This is a genomic window from Desmonostoc vinosum, from assembly GCF_059505385.1.
This window is the reverse complement of record NZ_JCACKM010000102.1, coordinates 1-25,535: the sequence shown is the minus strand read 5'-3', so window position 1 is coordinate 25,535 and position 25,535 is coordinate 1. Positions and strand designations below refer to the sequence as shown.

The 25,535-nt window shown below is 40.5% G+C and carries 20 protein-coding genes; 6 read left to right on the top strand and 14 right to left on the bottom strand.

Features of this window, described 5'->3' with window-relative positions; translation table 11 throughout:
- The first annotated feature begins 356 nt into the window (after positions 1–356).
- The 3 genes from AC5JMF_RS16795 (at position 357) to AC5JMF_RS16785 (ending at position 2,497) form a co-directional block, all read left to right on the top strand.
- Positions 357–1,913, top strand: coding sequence for a serine/threonine protein kinase (locus AC5JMF_RS16795; RefSeq protein WP_495796868.1), 1,557 nt, complete (start codon positions 357–359; stop codon positions 1,911–1,913).
- A gap of 62 nt (positions 1,914–1,975) precedes the next feature.
- On the top strand, positions 1,976–2,206 hold the full coding sequence (locus AC5JMF_RS16790) for a hypothetical protein (RefSeq protein ID WP_495796867.1): 231 nt from the start codon (positions 1,976–1,978) through the stop codon (positions 2,204–2,206).
- Positions 2,207–2,260: 54 nt separating this feature from the next.
- The gene (locus AC5JMF_RS16785; protein WP_495796866.1) at positions 2,261–2,497 is read left to right on the top strand and encodes a hypothetical protein; all 237 of its coding nucleotides are present in this window, start codon (positions 2,261–2,263) and stop codon (positions 2,495–2,497) included.
- A 1,101-nt stretch (positions 2,498–3,598) separates the two neighbouring features.
- On the opposite strand, the gene AC5JMF_RS16780 is transcribed toward AC5JMF_RS16785, so the two are convergent.
- Entirely contained in the window at positions 3,599–3,796 is a 198-nt protein-coding gene (locus AC5JMF_RS16780) for an NblA/ycf18 family protein (RefSeq protein ID WP_495796865.1), read from the bottom strand.
- A gap of 694 nt (positions 3,797–4,490) precedes the next feature.
- Here AC5JMF_RS16780 and ruvX point away from each other — a divergent pair.
- Positions 4,491–4,934 carry a Holliday junction resolvase RuvX gene (gene ruvX, locus AC5JMF_RS16775; RefSeq protein ID WP_495796864.1) on the top strand — a complete coding sequence of 148 codons (444 nt, stop codon included), beginning with the start codon at positions 4,491–4,493 and terminating at the stop codon, positions 4,932–4,934.
- Between the two features lie 45 nt (positions 4,935–4,979).
- Here ruvX and AC5JMF_RS16770 read toward each other — a convergent pair whose 3' ends face one another.
- The 6 genes from AC5JMF_RS16770 to AC5JMF_RS16745 all read right to left on the bottom strand — a co-directional run bounded on the left by AC5JMF_RS16770 (position 4,980) and on the right by AC5JMF_RS16745 (position 14,505).
- A complete protein-coding gene (locus tag AC5JMF_RS16770) occupies positions 4,980–5,243 on the bottom strand; it encodes a DUF3146 family protein (protein WP_322666958.1) in 264 nt (87 codons plus the stop codon).
- Positions 5,244–5,443: 200 nt separating this feature from the next.
- On the bottom strand, positions 5,444–7,069 hold the full coding sequence (locus tag AC5JMF_RS16765) for a tetratricopeptide repeat protein (RefSeq protein WP_495796863.1): 1,626 nt from the start codon (positions 7,067–7,069) through the stop codon (positions 5,444–5,446).
- A 157-nt stretch (positions 7,070–7,226) separates the two neighbouring features.
- Complete coding sequence (locus AC5JMF_RS16760; RefSeq protein WP_495796862.1) at positions 7,227–9,257, bottom strand: S8 family serine peptidase; 2,031 nt, start codon at positions 9,255–9,257, stop codon at positions 7,227–7,229.
- Between the two features lie 780 nt (positions 9,258–10,037).
- The gene (locus tag AC5JMF_RS16755; RefSeq protein ID WP_495796861.1) at positions 10,038–12,803 is read right to left on the bottom strand and encodes a type I secretion system permease/ATPase; all 2,766 of its coding nucleotides are present in this window, start codon (positions 12,801–12,803) and stop codon (positions 10,038–10,040) included.
- A complete protein-coding gene (locus AC5JMF_RS16750) occupies positions 12,752–13,510 on the bottom strand; it encodes a peptidylprolyl isomerase (RefSeq protein WP_495796860.1) in 759 nt (252 codons plus the stop codon). Before AC5JMF_RS16750 ends, AC5JMF_RS16755 begins: the two co-directional genes overlap by 52 nt.
- Before the next feature lie 197 nt (positions 13,511–13,707).
- A complete protein-coding gene (locus AC5JMF_RS16745) occupies positions 13,708–14,505 on the bottom strand; it encodes a TIGR00297 family protein (RefSeq protein ID WP_495796859.1) in 798 nt (265 codons plus the stop codon).
- A 287-nt stretch (positions 14,506–14,792) separates the two neighbouring features.
- Here AC5JMF_RS16745 and AC5JMF_RS16740 point away from each other — a divergent pair, with 287 nt between their 5' ends.
- Complete coding sequence (locus AC5JMF_RS16740) at positions 14,793–15,224, top strand: VOC family protein (protein ID WP_495796858.1); 432 nt, start codon at positions 14,793–14,795, stop codon at positions 15,222–15,224.
- Here the strand turns inward: AC5JMF_RS16740 and AC5JMF_RS16735 are convergent.
- Positions 15,154–15,822: an esterase/lipase family protein gene (locus AC5JMF_RS16735; protein WP_495796857.1), complete on the bottom strand. Its 669-nt coding sequence runs from the start codon at positions 15,820–15,822 to the stop codon at positions 15,154–15,156. The genes AC5JMF_RS16740 and AC5JMF_RS16735 overlap by 71 nt on opposite strands.
- A 477-nt stretch (positions 15,823–16,299) precedes the next feature.
- On the opposite strand from AC5JMF_RS16735, the gene AC5JMF_RS16730 reads away from it, so the two are divergent.
- Positions 16,300–16,839 carry a hypothetical protein gene (locus AC5JMF_RS16730; RefSeq protein ID WP_495796856.1) on the top strand — a complete coding sequence of 180 codons (540 nt, stop codon included), beginning with the start codon at positions 16,300–16,302 and terminating at the stop codon, positions 16,837–16,839.
- 60 nt (positions 16,840–16,899) lie between these two features.
- On the opposite strand, the gene AC5JMF_RS16725 is transcribed toward AC5JMF_RS16730, so the two are convergent.
- From AC5JMF_RS16725 to AC5JMF_RS16700, 6 genes are all read right to left on the bottom strand, one after another.
- Complete coding sequence (locus tag AC5JMF_RS16725) at positions 16,900–19,218, bottom strand: VIT domain-containing protein (RefSeq protein ID WP_495796855.1); 2,319 nt, start codon at positions 19,216–19,218, stop codon at positions 16,900–16,902.
- A gap of 193 nt (positions 19,219–19,411) precedes the next feature.
- Positions 19,412–20,419, bottom strand: a complete 1,008-nt coding sequence (locus tag AC5JMF_RS16720) for a ComEC/Rec2 family competence protein (RefSeq protein WP_495796854.1) — start codon at positions 20,417–20,419, stop codon at positions 19,412–19,414.
- Complete coding sequence (locus tag AC5JMF_RS16715) at positions 20,406–21,095, bottom strand: hypothetical protein (protein WP_495796853.1); 690 nt, start codon at positions 21,093–21,095, stop codon at positions 20,406–20,408. Before AC5JMF_RS16715 ends, AC5JMF_RS16720 begins: the two co-directional genes overlap by 14 nt.
- 5 nt (positions 21,096–21,100) lie before the next feature.
- Positions 21,101–23,164 carry a sensor histidine kinase gene (locus AC5JMF_RS16710; protein WP_495796852.1) on the bottom strand — a complete coding sequence of 688 codons (2,064 nt, stop codon included), beginning with the start codon at positions 23,162–23,164 and terminating at the stop codon, positions 21,101–21,103.
- A gap of 357 nt (positions 23,165–23,521) precedes the next feature.
- Entirely contained in the window at positions 23,522–24,595 is a 1,074-nt protein-coding gene (locus AC5JMF_RS16705; protein ID WP_495796851.1) for a tetratricopeptide repeat protein, read from the bottom strand.
- Between the two features lie 57 nt (positions 24,596–24,652).
- A complete protein-coding gene (locus AC5JMF_RS16700; protein WP_495796850.1) occupies positions 24,653–25,360 on the bottom strand; it encodes a 16S rRNA (uracil(1498)-N(3))-methyltransferase in 708 nt (235 codons plus the stop codon).
- Between the last annotated feature and the right edge of the window lie 175 nt (positions 25,361–25,535).

Sequence of the window (25,535 nt, the reverse complement as noted above, 5' to 3'; positions counted from 1 at the left end):
TGCCACTCTTGAAATGTACGGAGTTTTTTCAAAAATCAAATAGGATTCCTATAGATTTATATCAGTATTCAAATTGCATCTCTCCGTCTTTGCGTCTTTCTAGGGAACCGAATCATACAACTTAAAAGTGCAACAGCTTACTTCAGGTAATCGGCACGTATTCTCAAGTTTCTTTAAATTGTCTTTTGCGATCGCCCCAAAAACAAGACAATCGCCCATGTCATAAATCACACAACGAAAGCATAAAAATCTCCTTCCAATTCCCCATTCCCCATTTCAAGACATGGATCAAAATTGGGCAAACTAAATCAGAATCAACACGGCTACTGTTGAACATTTGAGAGTCGAAATTTTCTATGTCAGATCCCAACATTGGTCGCTTACTCGCCAAACGCTATCAACTTCAGGAGTTAATCGGTACTGGAGCAATGGGTAGGGTTTATCGTGCTAAGGATATTTTGTTGGGAGGTGTACCTGTTGCTGTGAAGTTTCTTGCCTTGTCAATCCAAAATGAAAAAATGCGATTGCAAGACCGTTTTGAGCGAGAAGCAAAAACCTGTGCTTTATTGGGGCAAAAAAGTATCCACATTGTCCGAGTCATGGACTATGGCGTAGATGAAAATAAAACTCCTTTTTACGTCATGGAATACTTACAGGGACAAAATTTGAGCAGTATTGTCCGTAAGCAACAACTGCCTTTAACAAGATTTCTCAGCATGGTACGCCAAATCTGCTTAGGATTACAATACGCCCATCATGGCATCCCGGTTGATGGCACAATCTGCCCCATCATTCACCGCGATATCAAGCCCAGCAATATGCTAGTGATTCAAGACCCTAGTTTTGGAGAGTTGGTTAAGATCCTCGATTTTGGTATTGCTAAGTTAATTCAGTCCGACGGCGATCACACAAAATTCTATCTGGGAACGCTGGCTTATTCTTCTCCTGAACAAATGGAAGGCAAAGAATTAGATAACCGCGCCGATATCTATAGTTTGGGTGTGATGATGTTTGAGATGCTCACAGGCAAAATGCCATTAATTGCACCAACTCACTCTTTTGGGGCATGGTATAAAATACATCACTATCAAAAACCACGTTCTTTCGCTGAGGTTTCCCCCGGATTGGAAATACCTCAAGAAGTGGAAAATTTAGTCATGAGTTGCCTAGCTAAAGCAGCAGGCGATCGCCCCCAAAATATAGGTGAAATTCTCAAGGTTTTAGTATCTGTAGAACAGCATGACCAAAAACACAAATTTAGACAAGACAGTCTTGAACTGGCTCATGCTACTACGCTTAACCTTGAGCTAGAACAGAAAACGAAAGCCGCTCTTCACATATCCCTATCAAATAATGAAATTGCTCGTGCAAGTTCCTGGCCCCAAAATAAACCAATTGCTGATATAGTTTTTCCTCAACCCATCCTCACCAATGGAGAAGTTTTAGCAGCTTTGTGGGTAATGTTACCATACCTAGAAATTCAAAAGCGCTTAGTCTGTACCCGCTACAATCAATTTTTGTTCATCTCTCTTCCCCACCCCATGCTGCTATGGATTACTGTCATTTACAACCGCAAGCATGGCGCTAAGTGGCTACCTTACTACCTTGACCTCAAAACTAGCCTTGGTCAAGAAATTACTCGCTTATTACAGCACACAGGCTATTATCAATTACTATTCTTTGCTAGAGAAACTCCCAACCGCTGCGCCCATGTTCTACTTTCGAGTATCGCTCCTGCCCAACGTCAACGACTACAAGAGTGGATAGCAAATAGCAACACCTTAGTGTCTTCAACTGACCCTCAAATCAGCAAAAACTTACTCAAAAATGAGTATGAAAAAATTAAGCCGAAAATTCTGGCAAGATTGGAAAGTATTGATACAGACTCTCCATACGACCTTTCCGGCTCTTAGGGATTTGTAAATCAAAAAGTATCCCATTGCTTTTAGGGTAGGGAGCAAGGGGAGATAAAGTTGTGTTGATGGGCTTGAAATTCTTTACTTACTATGTGTGGCAATCTTCCAATGGCAAACGTGCATTTGCTAGTAGCGATGGATCTTCTGTACTAAGAATCGAAGATCCAGAAGAATTTGAAAAAGAGGTGATAGTAAATACTTATGGATCATCCCTAATCCCAGCGCAAGCGGAAGAAAGATGCAAAAGAGATGTAAGTCTACATGGACTTGAAGAAAGCTTATGTTCGTAAAAAAGCGAACGGGACTTTTGAATGTGTAGGTAAACAAGGAGAAACATAAATAAAATGAGTGAACAACAATTCTTGCAAAGCCCCGGCACACATTTTGTACAAATGCCATGTTTTGATACTGACTCTCAAGCTAATTTGCGTAGTGGGGTTATCTTAATTAGCCCGCTAACTGCCAAAGAATCAGTAGATAAATTCTTAACCCTGTTTTGTCAGTTTGGGAGAAGCCTATCGCTGAAAGCCTTTTGGAGCTTTAGTTTTAAGCTTTTGGTTATAAATTTTAGTTACTGTTAGAAAATAAAGGCTCAAAGCTAGATTGGATGAAAGTTTCAGAATCTTGCTTTGATTATTACTTTCCGAGAGTGACATAAAAGGGTTAAAAACTGAAAGACACATTGCTCATTATGAACTTGCGACTACTTACACTGTAGGGTGCGAAGGTCAAGAAAAACATATTTGGGATTTTAGTCACCACGAAGTCTATGAGCCAATAGACACAAAACTTCCTTCAGTAGTTATTCTTCGCTATCGTCGTAGATATTATGAGCCTGTCAATCAAGAGCAGGTTATCAAAGATTGCATGAAAGAGAATGTAGCAACGGAGCTTCAAACAGCATAATGAAGCGTACTGTTAGCATTCCAGTTGATCTACCTAAGACAAGGTTTTTACCTTTAATGAATCAGTGTGCAGAAATTGCCAAGAATGTCAGGGATGACTATATTCTCTCCTCTACCCAGCGCAAAGTCGAGCCAGCGCTGCGAGAGGGTCTCCCTCCGCAGGCGACTGGCGTCGGAGCGGAGGTTTCCTCCGATCTGAACTTTGTAAGAGAAGGGACAGAGGAGCAGGCATCAGTCAATATGCCAGATGTTTCGACCGATTCTATCGGTCAGTTACAAGCCCCATCCCCTTGTGGGTGGGGCGGTTGACTCCTTGGAGTTCCCTGGAAATATGTGTCAATTAACTACATATAATACAAAAGCGGAGTTGATCAGATATGTAAACTTTTATAAACAAAATATGTATATAGTTGTCAGTTCTAGTTATAAAAAGTATGTACGCTAAAAATGCTGGCTATAAAAGCTAAGCTAGCGTAAATTTACCTCTGTAAAAACTTCAGGGGATAATTTTCGTTAAAAATAAAGTTTCATGCGAACAGATGTGTGAAAGAGTTAGCTAACTCACATAGAAAGTTTAGATTGAATCCTGCGGTAAATTTAGACTTGGTGACGTTAAAGTTAAAGGTTTTGCTAGGTGTGAATTTAGAAAGTAACTTAAACTCTTGAACTTAGTTTTTAGAACTACTTATCGAAGTTGACGCCCCGGCATCCCCAGCTCATTTCCTCCTTGGAACCGAGCAAGAGAAGGAGGTCGCCCACTGCGACACTAGAAAAACTCTATGCCATAGTGGAACCGGAATCTATGCCCCACTGGTGTTTGAGTAGTTCTTTATAAGTAGCCTCGCGCACTACCATTTGCTCATAAAGCTTGACTAAGAAGTCTTTAGCTTGGTCGTGGCTCATGTGCTGCACTTGAGAAGCAAATGAGTGGATACTGAATTGCTGTTCCAAAGATAGTTGAATTGGGTTGCTCATAATAAACTCCGAAAAAAACAACGCGTAAAGGTGATCTATCGATAACAGAAGTCCAAAAAGAATGATGTTTGGGATGACATCTGTCTTGCATTTGTACCTCCGTATTAAGAAAGATAACAAGTGTGTGACAGTTTGCCCATATCCTAAGTATTGACTTTTTCTGCTATGAACGCTTGCACCTGATTCTACTGATATATATCCCAAGTCCGCTGAAGCGGATTCCGGGAAAATTTACGGTTTGTACAAACAGACAAGTGACGCTGACTTATATACCCCATAGCTTTTTAGACCTGTCCACATAAGGATAGGCTGAGCTATACTTCCTTGCTTGTGGGAGCAAGAAAGATATAAGGTAGTAAATGTGCATTATATTCGCTCTACCTTATTAGGTGCAACATGTCAAGTAAGCAATTTATGTAAATTAGCCTCCTGAGTTAACTTTGGAGGCTAAAAATATTTGTATCAAGTTGTTAGCTGGAAAAATGCTCAGATTGAACAAATTGATGAGTATATGTACTAATTGGGGAGTCGGGATTAGGGGTAATGGGGACGCGCTTACGCAAAGAAAGTTTCTCCCTCATCTCCCCCATCTCCCCCATCTCCCTCATCTCCCTCATCTCCCCCCACTCCCCACTCCCGACTCCCGACTCCCCATTCTCAAGACGATATATTTAAAATATTTAAATATATTTTTATGAATTCATCTGAATTTTTACCAACGCAACCAGTTATTTTAGGGTTTGATCCAGGTCGGGATAAGTGCGGTTTAGCGGTGATGGGACTGGATCGGCAAGTCCATTATCACCAAGTTGTGGCTGCAAATGAAGCGATCGCTGCCATTGAAACACTCCGTCAAAAGTTCCCCATCTCTTTGCTGATCATGGGCGACCAAACTACAGCCAAGCGGTGGAAACAGCAATTACATCAGGAGTTAGCAGACCAGTTGAACATCATTTTAGTAAATGAGCGCTACACTACCCTAGAAGCACGCGATCGCTACTGGCAGATGTACCCACCCAAAGGACTAACAAAGCTATTGCCACAAGGTATGCGGCAACCACCACGACCAATAGATGACATCGTTGCCATCCTATTGATTGAAAGATACTTAAATCGCCTCACAGAATCAGCTAACTGATACTTCGACTCCTTTCGACTTCGCTCAGTACAAGTCACTGATTAACTACAGCTCCGCCCGAATAGTAAAAGCATAATCTCCTCCCGGCTCTAGTTGATAATCTTGTTGTTCCAAAAAGCGACCAAGAGGTTCTTTAATTAAGGCACGACCTTGAGAAGGCTTAACAGAAAGTTCTCCCCGGCGGAAATGCCACTGGAAGTGCCACTCAAAGTCTCCCGCGCTTACTTCACCTTCAAGGAAGCCATGCTGCCAAGATTGGCGAGTAACTCTAACATGGGCAATAGTTTCTGGCAGACGCTTAGCACTCACAATGCTTGATGTCAAGTGTAGGACAAAAGCCTAATACACAGGCTATTTATTTTATTTACCAAACATAGCCCAAATAGACAAACTGACTAAATGAGTATTTATGGGAGTGGGGAGTGGGGAGTGGGGGGATGAGGGAGTGAGGGGACGCGCTTACGCGGAGAATAATGACAATTCTCCAATTCCCAGTCCCTAATCCTAATTCAAAAATTCAATATATCTATCGATTCTTCTATTTGTAACTCTAAAATTCTTTCTCGTGTATCTTTGTGTTCTTCTAACTTGCCTTCTTTCCAATAGAAGTTTGCTGCTTGCTGAAAATCTTCAATTGCTGCTGGCTTATCTCCGACTCCAAAACGAGCATTAGCACGATTGTAATAAGCATCGGCATAATTAGGATTAATCTCTATTACTCTGGTATAGTCTGCGATCGCCTCTTCATAGTTTCCTAGATCAGAATGAGCATTACCACGGTTATAATAGGCGTCGGCATAACTAGGATTAATCTCTATTGCTTGAGTATAATCTGCGATCGCTCCTTCGTAATCTCCTAAATCAGAGCGAGAATTACCACGGTTTTTGTAGGCGACAGCATCATGAATATCAATCCTGATTATTTGTTTAGCTTTTTGTTCAGATCCTAGAAGATGACGAGCAAGACTACGGTTTTTGTATGTGAGTGCATAATCGGGATTAATGCGAATTGCGTGAGTGTAATCTTCAATCGCTCCTTGGTTATTTCCTATTTGATAAAAAGCATCAGCACGGTTTTTATAAGCTATCGCGATATTGGGATTAATGCGGATTGCTTGAGTATAATCCTCAATGGCTGCTTCGTATTCTCCTAATTGATATCGAGCTAAACCTCTTCTGTTATAAGCTTTAGCATTGTCAGCAGTAAGATGAATTGCCTGAGTATAATCTTCAATTGCTACTTCGTAATCTTCTAAGTAATAATGAGCTAAACCTCTTTTATAGTAAATATCACTGGCATCAGGATTAATTTCTAAAGCTTGAGTATAATTGATGATTGCTGCTTCATATTCTCTTTTTTCTAAACATTCATTACCCAGTTTCAAATAAAGCCAATGCAAATCTTCATTACGGTTGTGATGGTGTAAATAGCTTTGTGTATCTGAGTAAATAGGAGATTTGAGCAACTGTTCTTTTGTTTGTTTAGAGAAAGATTCCTGTTGATGATCATGATAAATTTGAGTTTTTTGCTTGGAAGATTGTATTTGCTCTAAATAGCAGCATAAACCACCACCATACAATAATTGCTCTATTCCAAAGGAAATTTTACCAGTTCTTAACTTAATCATATTAGTTGGGAGAAAGCCAGCTAAGAAAAGGTGATATTCCGGTTGTGCTTCGTTGACTTCTTCTTGAATCAAAATGCAAACTACGACTACGTTTTTTTCAACTTCCTCTGAACTAATTGTCCATCTAATTTTGTCGAAACTGCCATGACGAGATTTAACTTCAATGCCAATTGTGGGATCGGAAGTTAGGGTAAAATCAACCTTCCCATCACCACCAAATCGTTTTTCATAATCAACTTCAGTAATCAAATTGGCTAAACGTTCTTTGACAACCTCTTCACCTAACTTGCCTTTGAGATTGTTGATAAAAACGTCTCGAACTGAGGACGTGCGTTTATATTTCTCTGCCATCTGCCAACAAAATTCTCGTAGTGATTTTAACCTTTCTCCAGAGATGATGGTTAATTCACTATATTGACTTTCTGTTTCACAATGCAGCAAACAACCAGATGTTAACCTTTTAATAAAATCAGACTGTAGCGATCGCAGCAGGGTAATCCAGTCCATTTATAGTTCTGCGAATCTTTTAATTAGATTATTTTATAGAAATATCCCAGTGGCGTAAACCTGGTATTTTTCACAGGTTCTAAAAAAAGTAAAGACGCTCTGCTTCAAACCCAGTCCCCAATCCCTAATCTCCAGTCTCTTTTACGCGTCTTGGCTCTTAGGTAACTGCTAAGTTATTCCCTGCTGTGGTTGTGACAATTTGACGCACTTGAGCATTAGTGAGGTTACTCTTAGCACTCAGCATTAAAGCAACCACCCCAGTAACATGGGGAGTTGCCATAGATGTTCCCCTTTTAAACCCATAATCATTACCTGGAAGCGTCGAATAAATACCAATTCCGAAATCGTTGTCTCCTGTAAAGTATGCTCCAGGGGCTGTAACGTAAGCTAGTGGCGTCGTTCCAGCACGATGAGAAAAGTCAGTCAGCGTTCTATTGTAGTATACTGCTCCAACAGCAAGCCCCCACTTGGTTGCATATTTAGCAGGATACTTTGGTTCTCCACGTACAGAGATTGGATCTTGTGAGCCAAAATCATAATTCCCTGCTGCTGAGACGATAATTGCTCCTTTGTTTACAGCATATTGAATTGCTAAGGATAGCTCACTAATATCAGGACTGATTAAACTGAGGTTAATGATTTTAGCGCCATTATCCACTGCATAACGAATACCGTCGGATACGGCATTACCCGTGGAATTACCTTGATTGTCAAAAACTTTGACGGGCATAATCTTGGCGTCATAAGCAATACCCGTCACACCAAAGTCATTTTTGACAGCAGCAATAGTACCAGCAACGTGAGTACCATGACTGAAGCCATCTAAGGTATTGTTGTTTTTGTCAATGAAGTTCCAACCGTAAACGTCATCAATATAGCCGTTGCGATCGTCATCTTTGCCATTGCCAGCAATTTCTTGACGATTCTTCCAGATATTAGCGCTCAAATCTGGGTGATTGCGATCAACGCCACTGTCCACTACTGCTACAACAATACCCTTACCGGTGTATCCTTTTGCCCAAACCTCTGGTGCTTTAATCAAATCAGCTCCCCAATTATCACCACCTAAGCTAGACACATCAGGAAATGGACTTTTGCCGAGTGTTTTAGCCACTGCGGCAGCGGCGTTAACCAAACCATAACCAGTAATGGAGTTAAAACCGCCACCATCAATGGGTGTTAGAGTAATTCGTTGCGTATTGTAGGCATAGTTGTTATTTTCATTGCTTTCGGCAATCTCTCCTAGTCCATCGGCTGTAAACATTAAATAATATTTACCAGCGGTAATGGTGGTGTCGATATCCCAAGATATGGACTGTGAAAATACAGCAGAAGGCGCAAGACTGGGAATTAAATCAGTGCTGTAACCAATGGGGATATCATCGTCATTGCCGATGGTTGTGTCTCGAGAAAGTGAAAAAGCTGTTTTACTAGCACCAGCACTACCATTACCTTGATTTTTTACCTCATAGGTGAATTCAAGCTTAGTACCAATGGCTACGCTAGCAGGAATGACAATATTCTGTATTATGAGGTCTGGGGCAGTAATTTGAATAGCTTTGGCAATGACGTTGTTGCTTTCGTTGCTTTCAGCAACCTTGCCATTGGCGTCAGCTTGGTAAAGTAGATAATATTTGCCTGCGGCGATGCCATTGCTAATGATAATGTTGGCTGTCTCTGTGCTGTAGGCACCTGCCGCAATACTGTTAATAGCATCAGCACTCAACAACACATCATCTGTGTTGTAAGCGTTATCCTTGGATAAGTAAAATTTAGTGGTACTGGCATCAGCACTACCATTACCTTGATTTCTCACTTGATAGCTGAGTTTAACAGTACTGCCAACAGACGTTAAAGTCGGATTTACAGCATTTTGTATTATCAAGTCGGCTTTATCAACGGTGATGGCTTGGACTAAAATATTGTCGCCTTTGTTGGTTTTAGCAACTCTACCATTAGCATTGGCAGCAAGAGCGCTTATTTGAGTAACACTTTGGTTACTTTGACTACTTTGCTCCAGATTTGAATATTTATTATCTTCAGGAGTAGAACTACTGCGATTTATTGATGACAATATATTTCCACCACGCAGAGGAGTATCAAAAATATTCGCCTGCTCATTGGATATGAGGGTAGTGTTGATACCGTTCTCTCTAGTAAAAGATGTTGAATTATTGGTGAAAGACATAAGCAGTTTTACTTAAATAAATTAAGGAAAGTCACATGCAAATAAATACTTAAATCCTTTTGAATCAAAGGTTTTAGCTATAAATTTATATTGGTGTTAAGAGTAGTGATAGTTAGTGTAATAAGCTATAGCCTTACAGTATTTTTTAATGCTATTCTCATTTTAGAGAGTATAAAATACATTCTTTATGATAATGCTTAAGTAATCATTTAGATCAAAATATTTAGCGATTTTAAAATGACTTAAATGCTTGTAAAGCCAATAATGTAAACAAAATGAATCGACATTAATGATGTTTTATCACTGCTTTTAGAGAAATATTTAATCTTATGAATAAATAAATGTGTAAAAAATAATACCAATTTTTCAAAGTAAATTTATAATTACTAATTGAATACTATTATTTTCTCTGTTTATAGTAAAAAGATAATCTGCTTGTGAAAATTCGCGGTGTTGAGATTACCGACTTCTCAAAGAAGTCGGTAATCTTAATTTACCTACTATTTGATATATTTTTTAGCTTTCTTAAAAATGCAACTTACACCCCAATACGGTTCAGCTAAAATGATGCAATAAATTCTGTAGGTTGGGGAGCCACTCACGTGCGGGGGTTTCCCCCGCCCTTGTGAAGTGGCGTTTGAGGAACGTAGACGCCCTCCGGGCGGCTTCCCACAGGGTAAAGCAACACCGATATCTATGTTGGGTTTCACTTCGTTTAACCAACCTATGCCTATTAAATCTAATGCACCAAAATAGCTGAAACAGTCCAACTGATAACTGTTAAACGTTTGCTTGCTGTCGTTGATATAATGACCAATACAAACCCTTTTGTTGCAATAACTGTGAGTGAGTTCCGCGTTCGGCAATTATTCCCTGTTCCAACACCAAAATTAAATCAGCACGTTTGAGGGGGGCAAAGCGGTGAGCAATCAAAAACACAGTACGGTTAGCGGAAATTTTTTGCAGGTTTTGTAGCACCTGCTGTTCGGTTTCACTATCCAAGGCGCTAGTAGCTTCATCTAAAACTAAAATTGGTGCTTGAGATAGAAATAACCGCGCTAAGGCAATACGTTGCCGTTGTCCACCAGATAAAGCTGTGCCACGTTCGCCAACATTGCTTTCGTAGCCATAGGGTAATTGACTGATGAAGTCGTGGGCTACAGCTAGTCTAGCGGCTTCTACCACTTGTTCGGCGCTGATGTCAGGATTACCGAGAGTGATATTTTCCAAGATGGAACCGTTGAATAGAAAGTCCTCTTGGAGAACCACGCTAATTTGTTGCCGCAGTGAGGCTAAATCAGCACTTTTAATATCAAAACCATCAATGAGAATACGCCCTGATTCGATTTGATAGAGGCGTTGCAATAGCTTAGAAAGGGTACTTTTACCGGAACCGCTACGCCCGACAATGCCGATGAACTGCCCCGGTTCGACGTTGAAGGAGATACCTTTGAGGACTGGTTCGACATTTGGTCGGTAGCGGAAAAAGACTTGCTCGAAGGTAACTTGACCTTTGAGGAGTGGTAAAACTAGACCAGTTCCCGATTCAGCTTCTGGGGCAACGTTAAGAATATCACCAATGCGGTCTACTGAAAGTAGAACTTGTTGCAGATTTTGCCACAACTGTACTAAGCGCAAAAGTGGCCCTGTGACTCTACCCGAAAGCATTTGAAAAGCGACGAGTTGCCCAACGGTGAGTTTTTGATCTATGACTAGCTTAGCTCCAAACCAGAGAATCAGCATTGTGGAAAAATTGGTGAGAAAGTCGCCAAGATTGCTGCTAATGTTGGAGGTGGTAGAGGCTTTAAAACCTGTGCGAATGAAGCGAGCAAATAAGCCTTCCCAACGATCGCGGGCTACTGGTTCTGCTGCATGAGCTTTAACTGAGTGGATGCCTGTGACTGTCTCTACTAAGAATGATTGACTATCGGCACTACGATTAAAGGTTTCGTTGAGCCAGTTACGCAGAATTGGCGTTGCTACTATCGTCAATGTGGCAAACAATGGCAGCACTGCCAAAGCTACAAATGTTAGTGAAACATTGTAATAAAACATCAATGCCAGGTACACCACCGCAAAGATGCTGTCTAAAATCACGGTTAATGCTGTGCCTGTGAGAAATTGGCGAATTTGTTCGAGTTCCTGGACTCGTGCAACCGTGTCTCCGACGCGCCGCGATTCAAAATAGGCTAAAGGTAAGCGCATCAGGTGGCGAAATAGCTGTGCCGATAAGCTCAAATCTAGACGACGGGCTGTATGGGTAAAGATAAATAGCCGCAGTATCCCCAGGATAGACTCGAATATGGCTACTGATAACAATGCGATCGCCATGACATCGAGAGTTGGTAAACTCTCCTGTACCATCACTTTATCAATGACGACTTGCGTAATTAGCGGTGTGGCTAACCCTAAAAGCTGTAAAGTAAAAGACGCGAGTAATACTTCCCCTAATAATCCTCGGTACTTCCATACTGCGGGGGTAAACCAACCGAGGTTAAATCTTTCTTGCTTAGATATAAGTTCTACTTGCCACAGTTGCCCATCCCAACACCCTTCAACTACCGACTGTGGTAAGCTTTCACAAGTCCCCTCTAGATTCAGAGGATTAGCGATAATTAAGCGATCGCCCTTAACAGCATACGCTACCACCCATGTAGGGGTCTCGGTAGTGTCAGAATTCCATAACAACAAAGCTGGAAATGATATCTGCCGTAACTCACCCCAACTCACTTGCAGCCGCCGCAACACTAACCCTACCTTTTCGGCTGCTTCCACAACATCTTTTGGGCGTTGTCCTCTGAGTTGACGTTGCACCCATTCCAGTTGCACAGCATTTTCTAACTGTAGGGCCACCATTGTTAAACAGGCGGCGGCTGTATTCCAGCTTGCCACAAACGGATAATTAGAAACTGCCAGATTTGCAGATGGTAGTCCTCTTTGGAGTTGAAAACCGGGAGGGTTAGGCGTTCCCTCTGAAGTTGGGGAAAGTGGCTGAGGTAAAACTTCTCCTTCCATCGTCCCCCTTACGGGTTCGCCAGTTGCCTGCGGAGGGAAACCCTCCCGCAGCACTGGACTCACCGCGTCCCCCCGTGTCCCCACATCCTCTGGAATTTGCCAAAACTCCTGAATTTGCGGGTTAGAAACTTCTGCCCACAGTGCTGTATTCCAACAAACTACAACGACTTCTTTGCTAGCAGCTACAGCTTTACAATCTGTAGAAAGCCTTTGCAAGTCACCAAACCAATCTCCCACCTCTAAGGCTGCTAATGGTTTGCCTACACCTTCTTCTCGCAAGCGGACTTTCCCCGCTGCGATGATAAATTGGTAGCCTCCAGATTCATTTGACCAAATTTTTTCCCCTAGACGATACCGACGGATTTGAGACTGATTTTGCAGTCGGGATTGTTGTTCGGGGGTTAGCCAGCACAGTGGTGGTTGATTCCAAGGTAAAGAGGCTAGCACATTTAATTGTAGAGATTCATTATCCAGATTTTTTAGCTCACTTGTAATTTGACCGTCAGTTTTTGAATTTTCTCTGCTAGCCATTTCTCAAACAACTCATTTTGTAGTGCTTGCTTTAGTTGAGTATCTTCTAAAGACGCCCAGAGAAATTGTTCTACTCGAAACAAACCATAACGTCCCTCAAGTTCTATGGGCCCAACTAATTGTCCAGGATTAGCCATATCAATAGCTGCCCGTAGTACATCCGGCATAGTTCCACGGCTAATTGCTCCCATCATGCCGTTCATTAATCGGTCATCTGCTAGGGAATACTCTTTAGCCAGTTGCTCAAAGCTACCTCCTTCTTCTATTTGGGTTTGTAGTTCTTCACTAAGTTCGCGACTATCAACAACAATACGAGATACTACGACCCGATCCAGAAAGATTTTACGTTCAATAAAATATTCTTGAAGTTTTGGTTCTGTAATTAAAGCTTTCAGCTTTTCTAGCTTGAAGCCAAAAGTGACAGAACTGTGAAATGTTGCGTAGTCTGTACCATTTTTTTGTAGCCATTCTTGAAAAACTTGCGGGTCAGTTAGTTGATTTTTTAGTCGGAAATCAATAATTGTCTGTTCGGTTAATGCTGGCCCAATCTCAATATCGTCTCGTGTTCGTATTTCTGTCTCAATCACGTATTGGCGGAGAATATCTCCAATAAACTGACCCAATTTTCCAGAGGCTTGCAGGTATTTTACTGCTTCACCAATAGAAATTGACTGGTCATTGATGGTTAAAAATGGTAAAGATTCCATGAACTAATTACGTGGAAATGGTTAAACACTTATATAACTTTCAAATTAAATCATATAGAAATCGCTTGTGGTTAACGGGTCAAAATGATAAAGATTCTATGAACTAATTGTGCATTTAGTCGTAGTATGCCAAAAAAAGAGTCAGAAATCATCGCTTCTGGCTCTTTACAAGTAATATATTTGAACACAACTCCCGATTAGGAAATAATGCTTGTCCATGTCCAGGCGAGTATAGTTGCTGCGATCGCACCTATTAATGTATTAAAAATATTTACTACTTCATTAGTCAGCCAAGTATATTTAGATTGTAGTGTTGCCCCAATCACACTTTCTAAATTGGTAGCAATAAACGCTGCTATTACACACCAAGCTACTCCCAACAGATTAATTAAACCAACTCCCCAACCGACAAAAGCGATCGCTATTGACGCCACTACACCAGCTAAAGTTCCCTCCAAGCTAACTGCCCCTTCCGTACCACGCGCTACAGGCTGTAGTGTTGTAATTAAAAATGTGCTTTTACCGTATGCTTTGCCAACTTCACTAGCAGTGGTGTCAGAAAGTTTAGTGCTAAAACTTGCCACGTAGCCTAATAATAGAAGGGACTGGGGATTAGGGACTAGGGACTGGGGATTGAGTACAAAAGCGCCAGATGTAATCATTCCGACTCCTACGGCACACAGCGCACCCGTTAAAGCCGAACCCCAAACATTTTCTGGGCCTCTAGCGCCAGAACGCTTTTCAGCAATTCCTTCTGCTTCCTTCTGTGCCATGCCAATTCGCGTGACTCCAGAACCAACCAGAAAATAGAACATCACTAAGACATATCCTTGCCAACCCAGAGTTCCCCAGATTAAAACGCCTAGAAACCAAGCATGGAGTAATCCCGCCAGAGTCAGCAGCCGCTTAGGAGCAATCCAAGCTAACCCCAATAAGACCGTGTTCAATCCTACTCCTACCAACCAGGGGTTGGCATAGTCAATTAAAGGAAGCATCAAGAATCACTTATGTATGAGTAGTTTTGCCAAAATATTACCACTCCACAGAGAAACTTTAGCGAAGCACGAGCGATAGCGTAGCGTAAAGCCTGCGGCATAGCTTCGCTTAGAGCGAGTCATCGAGCGTCGGTACGAGCGTCATTACGAATTACGAATTACGAATTACGAATTACGAATTACGAATTACGAATTACGAATTATTTAACCCGTCAAATCACAGAGGTTGGTATAGCTTACGTTAAATTTGCAGATAGGATCAACTACAAGTTTCCTCAACACCAGCCATGAGCCAAACTGTATTTCACCTTGCTTTCCCTGTCACTGATATTGCTCAGACAAAAGCCTATTATATAGAAGGATTGGGCTGCATTCCTGGTCGTGAAAATCCCCACGCCCTGATTCTTAATCTTTATGGTCATCAACTAGTAGCTCATGTTACTAAAGAACCACTAACACCTCAACGAAGTATTTATCCCAGACACTTTGGACTAATTTTTACCGCCGAACGTGACTGGGAAGAATTACTACAAAAGGCACAACTGCAAAAACTCACTTTTAGAGAAGAACCTAAACATCGCTTTGTTGGTTCTCTCCTAGAACATCGCACTTTCTTCTTAGAAGATCCTTTTTATAACTTGATGGAGTTCAAATACTACCGCTACCCAGAGGCAATTTTTGGGAGTTTTGAGTATGCTCAAATTGGGGATAGGACTTAGTAGGCTGTGCTAGAATTTCTGCTACTACTGCTAAATTTCTAGAGTCTGTCAACATCCAAGAGTGTAGTGCCACAGGTAATATCTGTTGGTTTCCTACTGGCATCTGTGAGCTGTGAGCAGGGACAATCATCAAATCATAAGGTGTCCAAATAGAAGTAAAGTCTAGCTGCTTTAACATAGCAGCATCAGAATTTAAATCCTGAAGAAAAGCACTGTTAGGACGCATTTGGACACAACCAGGACGCAGCGAACCATAAGCCATCACAGTTCCATTGTGGGGCGAAGAGATAGTAATAAATCGCTGCACACGTTGAATTCCTCCTAGCCGCTGCACATAATAACGGCTAACAATTCCTCCCATGCTGAAGCCTATCAAATCTAGGTGTTGTTCTGGCAAAAAGGTAGCAGCAACGTAAGCGGCTACTTGCTTTGCTAACTCATCAAGACCCACATTTCCATTGTTGGGTAACAAGTCTAGGGTATACACAGACCATCCATGTCGTGTTAAATAACCCGCCATTTTGTCGAAAACTTCCCCCGTATCATCAATGCCATGTATCAACAACACAGGATTGAACTGTTGATTTTTTGTGTTCATCTATAGCAATCTATGTGTATAACAATTCTGTAGAAAATGTAACAAAATATTAACATCATCTGCGATCGCCATAGGACACTACTTTCACTGGTTGAGTTGGGATATGGTTCGACTTTGCTCAGCAACCGGGGGATGAGGGAGATGAGGGAGAAAGATAATTCCCCAGTCCCCAGTCCCCAGTCCCCAATCCCCAGTCCCCATTCCAAAGAAATGTTAATTTTTGTTAAGCTTGCGTTCATAATCTTGCTCTCAGTTACAGTAAAATTTAATAATTAGTTCTCGGTGTATATAAGTTAGAAGTGCTTGCAAGTAAGAGTTAAGAACGTTTGCTCTGTATTTTTACTACAATGGTTAACTAAAGCATGAACCTATAGGGATTGTCACCAGAAAAGAGTGACGAAAAAAAATGTAATATTCAGACGTAATCTTTAACAATTACGGTCAGATTCCAAATATTAAGAAGCAGGAGCAATTGTAATGTTCGGTTTTATCAAAAAATTAATCACCGGTATTCTCGGTTTTATTACTGGGCTACTACCAAAGAAAAAGGACAATGGTTACTTCTTGGAATTAGTAGACGAAGTTAAGGATGCAAAGCCAATAGAAGCAGCTAAAGAGGCTGCATCAAACGTGAAGAAAGCAACAGAGACAGTTACAGCGAGTGCTAAGAAAGCAACCGAAACAATAACGGAAACATTGACATCTGATGCACCAACTCCATCTAAACCAGCGTCATTAAACGGAACAAAAACCACCGCTAAGTCTAAGGCAAAAACAACTAAAGAACCAAAACCAGCTGATATTCAGCTTGTTCAAACTGCTGAAGGTCTCAAGGTTGAACCTGGTAATAATGCGAAAGCTAAAGCAGCTAAAGCTGTTCAAGAGCAACCAAAAGAAACTACCTTTGCACCTAAATATCTTGCTCCTTCGGCAGGCAGCTCTAACGGCCGCCGTCGCCCAGGGGCTAATATGAGTTCTTTCTTGGATATGGCGCGTCAGGTGAAAACCCCTGGCTGATGAAAGTATTGCATTGTAGCTGAATTTGAAGAGACGCGAAGGTTCGCGTCTCTTTGTTTTTTAAGTGTGAATATTTAAGGTTAAGACAACTTTGTTACTGGTAGATGAAGGAACTCTCCAGATCAAAAGCGATCGCTTAATCATGTCCAGTATAGCTGTATCTTTTAAAGTTGAGGATTTCTCATTCAACATTACCCGTGCTACCCGGCCTTTTTTGACGGTGAACTCAAAGACAATTTGACCACTCAAGCCGGGGGGTAAATTTAACTGTTGCAGATGTTGGGTTAAGTAAGCAATTGCTGATTGTTCTAAGCCAATAGCACTGATGACTTTGATTACTGCTGAAATCTCACCAATATCTTGGCTGATATCAAGACTAGTGGAGTTGATTTCAGACTCTTCAAATGGTGAGAATGGGAAATTAAGTTTAGCCTCCAACTCTGGAGGCGCTGCTGAAGCTGGTGCTGGTACTGGTGGCATCGACGAGAGTGTTATTCGGCGCACCATACCACCAGCAGGAGCATTACCAAACACTCCTTGATAACTTACTGCTTCGGGCATTTCTACTGGCACTTGCATAGATAGACATTCACTGCCTGGTTCAACCCGCATATCATCACTGACAGCCACAAAAGCCGTGTATTGGCAAAGCAATTGATAAGTTAAGGCTGTTTCTGTAACTGCTTCTGTGCCAGCTTTAGTTTCAAAACTCACCATTTGATTCATCAAGTCTTTAATGCGGGAACGTCCCCACAACTGCGCTACCGCAGGATTTGCTGTTTGTGCAAATATGAGGTGAAATGTCTTTTGGTAGTGTTTACCGCCCGCAGCGATACCAGAGATTTGCAAATTGCCGCTGGTTCTATCCTGTTTACGACCAAACAAAACTAATGGTTGTTCGGCAAATAAATCAGGTGCTGTACTAGGGTAAATCACAGGTGATTCTCCGTCACCTTGCCACGAGACTTGAATATTCGTGAGTACAGGGTTGTTGATTTGTTTGTAGAAATTTTCGATAATTCCTTCTGTGGGTTCATCATGCCGAATAATTGTCGATTTTCCGCGTCCAATCTCTGCAATGCGATTTAATAAGAAACGGTTTACAGAACTGCCTGCGCCGAAACTGTGAAGACGATTTCCTGATTGCAGATGCTTTTGCACCTCTGCCAAAATCTCATTTTCGTTGCCGATGTAGCCATCGGTTAGCAATATAACCGTGCGTAATCTTTCTGGTGGGGTGGGAACGTTGATGGCTGCAAGAATGCCACTCAGCATTTCTGTACCACCGCTAGCTCGTAACTTGTTAATATAAGCGATCGCTTTGGTACGATTTTGGGATGTATTCCGCAGAGGTTTGGGTGATAACTGTCTGACGCTATGAGAAAAATCAACAATTGTGAAAGTATCTTGAGGATTTAACCCATCGATTAATCGTCGCATCAATTCTTGACACTTCTGTAGGGGTTCGCCAGATTGAGAACCGGAGGTATCTACCAAAAACACAACATCTTTGGGGACAATTTCATCGGTGTGATATTCTAAAGCTGGAATTAAATACACTGCAAAATGTCCGCCGAGATCGTCGGCTTGGGTTAACGCTGTAGATTGAGTTTCTTGAGTGGAAACTTGATAACGCAGAATTAAATCTTTATTGGGAATTGTGTCTGCTTGAGCTAACTTGACTTGCACAATTCCATCTATGTGTGCAATTTCTAATTGATGCGAAGGAGAACGCACTTGTGCAATTGGCATACCTGCGTCAATTTCTACTGTGACATGAATATCGTGACGCGATCGCAAAGTTGGTACACCTTCTGAAATTACAGGTGGTGTAATTCGAGAAGCATCAGGAACTCTATCTGTATCACCGCTTCCATCTATCGGCGTTCCTGGAATATATCTTGGCCCCACCACCATCGGGAAAACAAATTCATAATTTCCGCCTGCAAATTTCAGGCTATCGGTGTAACGAATTGTGACATCAATTTGTTCACCAGGTTTGATGTTTGCAAGAGATTGGGTGAAGATATTATCTCGTTCCTGTTCTAGAAGTCCGGCAGTGCGTCCGGCTTGTTTTGCTTGTTCGTAGATTTGTTGCGCTTCTTCACGTTTTTTAATATTACCTTTGATAATGCTGTTGCCTATTTTGATTTCCATATCATCTACCGCAGCTTCATCGGGTAATGGAAAGACATATATCGCTTCTAAAGGCTGCGTAAATGGATTTTCAAAGGTTTGGATAACATCAACTCGTGACAAGTTGCCTACGATTTTTGCTAGAACTTCCGTATGCTCCAGTGGAAAGGTTAGCTGTTCTCCTTGAGGAGATTTCACATACAAACCTGCTAACTGTTGATTTTTGGTAGTTGCTGTATTCATAGCAGAGATATTTATTGTTTATTAAACCTAATACCAGACTAACTAAAGCAACTAGTAACTGCACACCGTCTGCCATTTGGGAAAGTCGCCTGGTAAGGCACGCCATCAATAGCCTTACACAGTATGTACTTAGAAAATAGCGTTGAGAATCTGCAAAATACCAACTTCACAAAGATTAATTAAAATACGAAAACTAAATTGGCTTAACGGTAGATAAAAACTTTCGACATACTGGGCTAATTACTTGACTAACAATAAATTCTTTGTGTGAAGCCATCTCAGCATAAGTCGTCCTATTACCATCTATCTTAATAGCAATAGTTCCTCCACAGCAGCTATTACTGATAAGCCCTTTAGCAGGAAGTGTAGTTAAATGTGTAGGCTTTGAACTAGGAAGACTAGCAGCACATTGTTGGGATAATTGAGTGCATGAAATATGAGCATCTGGAACTGAAGAAATAACACCCTCTACTACTTCTGTGCGGGGATTATTAAAACGATTACGATCAATTGAGAATATTATTAGCTTTGGTTGTATTAAACTACAAAATTGCTGAGCGAATATTTTACCATCTCCACTCCCTGGTCTTCCACCATGATGAGGAAAAACAAGTATATCGGCAATAAAACTCTTTTCTACCTGAATCAGATTGTCAAACCCCACATTGTCAATATCCGCTGCCAATATAGCTACTCTATGAGAATTGTGAACTATGCCGATAACGGCTGATATTGAGTTAGAAGTTAATCGCCGTCCTTGTAAATCTCTTCCTCCAGCACCACCTAAAATCAATTCAGGTGTTGGTGCAAGTACTTCTATATTAACTGAACCAATATTCAAGCTTCCCGTTTTTGTTGTTGTTAATTCTGATGAAACTTTAGTTCCAAAACGCTGCTGTGCATCTTTTAAAGCAATACGCAAATCCAACCAAATATCACTTTTTTTGATTGAATCAGGGTTAAGGTGTACATTATGAATTTTAATATCTTCATTAGACAGTAGATTAATAATACCTGCAATATGATCTGCATCAGAATGAGAGATGAGAATATGTAATATTTCTTGAATAACAAGATATTCAAGAGTTTCTATCAAAGTCGCTCCATGTGAACAGTCAATGACTACTACACCATCAGTATCTCTTACAATTGCACAATTTCCATGACCAACGTCTAGAATAATTAAGTCAGGCAAGTCCATCGTCTTCATCTGGTTCAGGTGCTAATTCAAACTTCTTAAAATATAGGTCATCAGATTTTTCGGCTCCTATATTAATATGAGCAAATAAGCGAACATTTGGCTTTAACGCATCCCGCAAATGTTCAGGAACAAGGGAAGCTGGAAAACGAATAGCCTTATGAGGATTCCAACCTGGTATAAAAGCTTCTATAGATTCTTGATCAATATTAGCAATCCTGACTATTGTTCTATAAGGTTTTCTGATACTTGATATACACCCTTCAAGTTCTAATCTGCAATCTTCAATACCTTTAGCAATATTTGAGGCATCAGCTTGATCTCGACTTAATAGTACAGGTATTTTATGTCTCCACTTTCTAATTGACAAAGATGTATCCATTTCTGTGTACTGAGTAATTAACAGTGATGGAAATTTCCAGTCGTATAGAGTTGCAACTAATTCTGCTCCATAAAAATTAGCAAATCCAGAGTTAGACAAGCGGTGATCGCATACAGCACCTTCAGTACTTTCTTTAATACACGATGCTAACTCATTGACATTTCTAAAATTACCATCAACGAATAAACATGGTTTATAGCCTGCTTCTTCTACTTCCCAAGCTGTTGCATCAGCTAGGTTTTTATCATCATCAATTATAGCTATTTTTATTTCATTTAAAGCTGGGATTAAAGTCATAACAGCTATTCTCCTACAAGTGGCAATTTTACAATAAATTCTGCTCCTCCTAACTCACTTTCTGGATTCGCATTTACCGCTCCTCCTAAATCGGTTACAGAATCTCTAACAATTGTCAATCCTAAACCTGTACCACCTTCCCTAGTTGTCCTACCAGGCAGCCAAATTTCGTCTATTTTTATATTATGGATTCCTGAACCATTATCTAAAACTTTAATATTTAAGTTACTTCCTTCAGTTTCAGTTCTGATAATTATTTTACGTCCTTCTGTGCGTCCACCTTCAACATTAAAAGCATTCATAGCATTTATTAAAAGATTTGTAATAATTGCTTCTAGCAAAGCATTACTTCCATAAATGCAAGGATTACCTTCAACTTTATCTTTTATAATTTCAATTTTGCCTTCATCAAAAAAGCTTTGAAAGAATGTAACCATCTCATCAATAACAATATGAGTATCTACAACGCCTGCACGACGTTTTTCTCGTTTCAACAGATGCAGTGGAAACTTAGAAAAGCGTTGTAATGATTTACTTACTTGATAAAGCTTTGTAACCGGTTCTCCTAAATAGTGTTCATATTTTTCTCCCAGAATTTCTTTACCTTTTCTTTCTATTCTCTTAGCTATTTTTTCAATTAAAGTTACTGGTTTGCCAGATTCATGAGCAAAAACTGCTGCTGTTGTTCCTGCTGTAGCTAAACTACGATAGAGCTGAAGGTCTTCACGTAAGATGTTTGTCTCACGCTCTGTTACAGTTTCGTATTGCTGAACAGCTTCTAGGACTTGAGGACGAGATTCTTGGGGAACTTCTGCTTCAATAACTTCTTCAATTCTGGCTTTAGCTTCTGTAAGATCACGAGGAACTTGTTTCTTAACTCTTTGTCTTTGCGTTTCAGTGACTTTCAGCCTTTCTTTAGCCATCCACTCCAACACATCAATTGCGAAGCGTTTTAACTCTAAAAAAGCTTCATTTTCAATAAAACCAAGCCTATCGGTTTTCTGAAGCAACATATCGTTAGGGTCACTAACAATTACTCTACCAATAACTGTTTTTGTTGAAGGACGTACCTCTGGATTTCTTGCTCGTGCATAATTTAAGTTCAACCAATCATCATCTGAATCTCCGTAAGGTTTTACCCGCAAACCCCGATGATATAAACGAACATTCCCTACTTGAGCAAGCCATTCTCTAACTTGTTTGATAGAAATAGAAGCCTTTCTAGCTGAAAAACTTTGAGGATTTAGCAAGAATACCCACAATTCAAATTCTGTTGGAGGTGTTTTGTAAGGCTCTTGAGAAGTTTCTTGATAAAGATCACTATGCTCAGCATGAAAAATTACGTTTCCCTGCCAGTCTAGTAAACTTGCTTCAGCAATCCCATCTCCATTTATATAAGCTTTCAAATGATATTCAGCATCACTAAAGTAAGCATTGCTTACTTGTTTTTCAATCTCCGAAAATTCTGAAGCAATAAGTTGAAGATGGAACCCAGTATGATTATCAAATGGATCTGCTAACAATAAAAGCTCTCTAGCTAGTCTTTGAATGTCGCGTTTAGTGAATATATTTTTAAGATTACTGACTATAATATCAGTCCCATATTGTTGATCTGTAACACTTTGTTTAATATCTAAAGGAACATCTTCTACTACATCAGCTTCTTGAAAATCATCCCAATTAATCGTTAGAGAATATTCAACTCCTGGTTCATCTTTAGGTCTAGTTTTCAAGAGTACTTGAGAACCCATTTGTAGAGCAGCTAACCTACCTAATCCTTTATTACCTACAGGTAGGCGACCTAATTGAGTAACTTCACGGTTGGATTTTTTCGAGCGACCTAGCACCAGCCATCCCTCGCTAATATCATCCTTATCCATACCAACACCGTTATCTGAAATAATAATCGAGCCACCTATGGCGCTAGTTTTGATAAGCTCTACTCTGCATTCAATAGCATCAGCATCATAAGAGTTCTTAACCAATTCAATGATTCCTTGGTCTGGATTTGGAACAAGTTCTTCTCCCAGCCTTTGCAGAATTTTTGGTGAAAACTTAAAATGCATCATTGTTTAGCTACAATCTCAATAATTTATACTTGATTAATTTAATTCGTTGTTATTTACCAATAAACTTTAGTCTGATCTAAAATAAAGAGTTGACTAGTGGAGTGAGCCATAAAGACTATTTAGTCTTGATTATCTACCTAAATTTTAAATCTTCTGCTTTAGCCTAGCAAACAAGACTCTATTTTTGAGCGATCGCTAATATTTACCTACTTCTTTTTTAACAGAAAATCGCTTAAACTCCATTTACTACCTTCTGAGCGAACGCTCGCAGATTAATCTGGGACTGAACGTTCTACGGCAGTGTTACTAGTTCATTGCTAAATAGTTTGGTGCAGAAAATTCTTTTGTAACCAGTAATTAGCTAGCATCATTCATGAATATCAGTCCACTATACAAATGAAAGGCTGAGTCCCAATTAGTTTCTTCTCTGCGAAATAGATGAATATGAGATTTAATCCGACTGAGTATTTCTGTTTGATCTAAGACTGTCTGTGCAAAAGGAGTAAAATCAGACCAAACTTTAACTTGGGGCAATTTTTGCTCAAGCCAATCGAGTAAGTTATTCCAATTGATCCTGATTGTGTTTTGGCTAGCTTGGGGATTAATTTCTATACCTTGATGAAATTCATAACCATTGTCATAAAGTCGGAGGATAGAACCTCTGCTTGGTAGGTGCAAATCACAAAACTGAGCATAGTCTTGGGTTTGGGTTTTTCGTTCTAGCTTACCGCGCACGTCTCGGTCTACAACTTCCTCAAATATAGGCAACAATCCTACCACTCTAGCTGTGACTTCTGACCAGTCAAAGGTTAAAGAACCAAGTTGATTTGTTTGGTTGCTGCAAACAACAGTAACTTTTGGATCAGATTCTAGGAAATATTTGACTTGAAAGACTTGAATTTGTTGAATTTGGCCTATTGTCGTCCAGAAGCAGGGAATTTCAGCTTGCTGTAGCTGTTGTCCGTAAAATTTCAGTTCTCCTACTTGTCCAGTGCGGTATGATTTCCAGCCACGACTTGGCAGAGTCAGCCTCGCTGTGTAGGCATCTAGCTGCATTATTTGGGCAAATTTTTGGGTTGCTACGGTTTTTAGTTCGTTGCTCAGAGGTTTTAAAATTAGTATGCCTAGTTCGGTGTCGCTAGGTTCGGCTGTTGCTTGGATAATAGCTCTTTGTCTTTCTTCTTGCTCTATTTCTTGTAACCGCCGCAAACCTTGACGTGCTTGTGTCAATATTTTAGGATTATTCGTGCTTCGCAGTAGTTGCCGATAGATTTTTTCTGCTTGTTGGCGCTTTTTAAATACTTCGTGCAGTCTTGCGAGATAAAATTGTGCCCAAGGGTTTTCTGGTGATTCTTTTAGCAGCTGTTTGAGTAATTTTGCAGCTGTTTGGTAGTCTTTTTGTTCAAAAGCGATCGCAATTTGCTCAATCATTGCTTAGTTAAAATGCACACTGAAGGATTTCTCACCAGAGGGGTGAGTATAAATCATTTATACTTCATATGCTGCGGTAATTAAGGATAAAGCGACTATTGGTGCTGTAACTGCTCGTAAGATGCGGCGACCAAGGGAAACGGGTTGAAATCCAGATGCGATCGCATTTTCAATTTCTTTGTCTGTCCAACCGCCTTCTGGGCCAATGGCAATGACGATGTTTGCTTGTTCTTTGTGGTGTAGGCAATCTTTTAAATGGGGAAAGTTGCCACGTGCTACACAGATATATTGATGACTGTTAACGAATGACAACCATGTGCTAAAAGCTACAGGCTCTAAAATTGTAGGGACAAAGGCGCGTTCTGATTGTTCGGCGGCTTCGGTGGCTATGCGTCGCCAACGTTCAAGTTTTTGAGGACTGGGATGTAGTAGTGTGCGATCGCTCAAAACTGGAGTAATACAAGCTACGCCCAATTCTGTAGAAGTTCGTACTACTTCATCAAATCCATTACCTTTGGGCAACGCTACAACAAGATTAATTGATACAGGTAATTCGCTTTCTACTGTCAGTGGTTCTAATACTTGGGCTTGTTCTTGTTGCAGCTGTGCCAACCACGATTTTCCCAAACCATCCATAGCAATAAAGCGATCGCCTTCTCGCAAACGCAACACACGTATAAGATAATGTTGCTGCTCTTTGGTAAGCAAGATTTGCTCTTGCTGGAATTGGGAAGGTGCGATCGCTATTCTTTGCAGTTGAGTCATGAAATTTTTTGTTTTGCTTTTCGAGATGGCTTTTTATTAAGCTCTAGTTATAAGTTTCATTCCTCATCTACATCTGCAAACAAAGATTCTAGATCTCGATAACCACTTGCAACACGAGTAATATCATGTCCGGCTAATCACTTATCATAAAAATTTCTCCCTTGTCCCCCTTCGG